Here is a 286-nt window from a genome sequence, read left to right on the forward strand (position 1 = left end):
ACGTTCTATAACAGTGAAGTGAACGTTTTAATAATGCTTATGCACATGCTTGACCGTAAAGTACGTGCAAAAGGCTATAGATAATTTTGTCAATGCGGATGAAAGCAAAATCAGTTGGAGCCATAATGTTAAGCAGGAATTGGTGAGAGGAAAATTTTTCGAATTTGAAGATATTTGCCTCACACAAAGTCTTTATCGTCCTTTTACAAAACAGTGGCTTTATTATAATCGCTCTTTCAATGAGAGGGTTTATCAAATGCCGAGGATATTTCCAATGGAGCAAACA

Annotated in this window: 1 protein-coding gene; it reads left to right on the forward strand. The window is 36.0% G+C overall.

Translation table 11 applies throughout. The features are described 5' to 3' along the window. Positions 1-49: 49 nt before the first annotated feature. A partial coding sequence (locus tag BN338_RS11440; protein WP_425277474.1) for a type ISP restriction/modification enzyme occupies positions 50-286 on the forward strand: 237 nt, incomplete at its 3' end.

It is taken from the genome of Bartonella queenslandensis AUST/NH15, from assembly GCF_000312585.1.
In the GTDB taxonomy this organism is placed as follows: Bacteria; Pseudomonadota; Alphaproteobacteria; order Rhizobiales; family Rhizobiaceae; genus Bartonella; species Bartonella queenslandensis_A.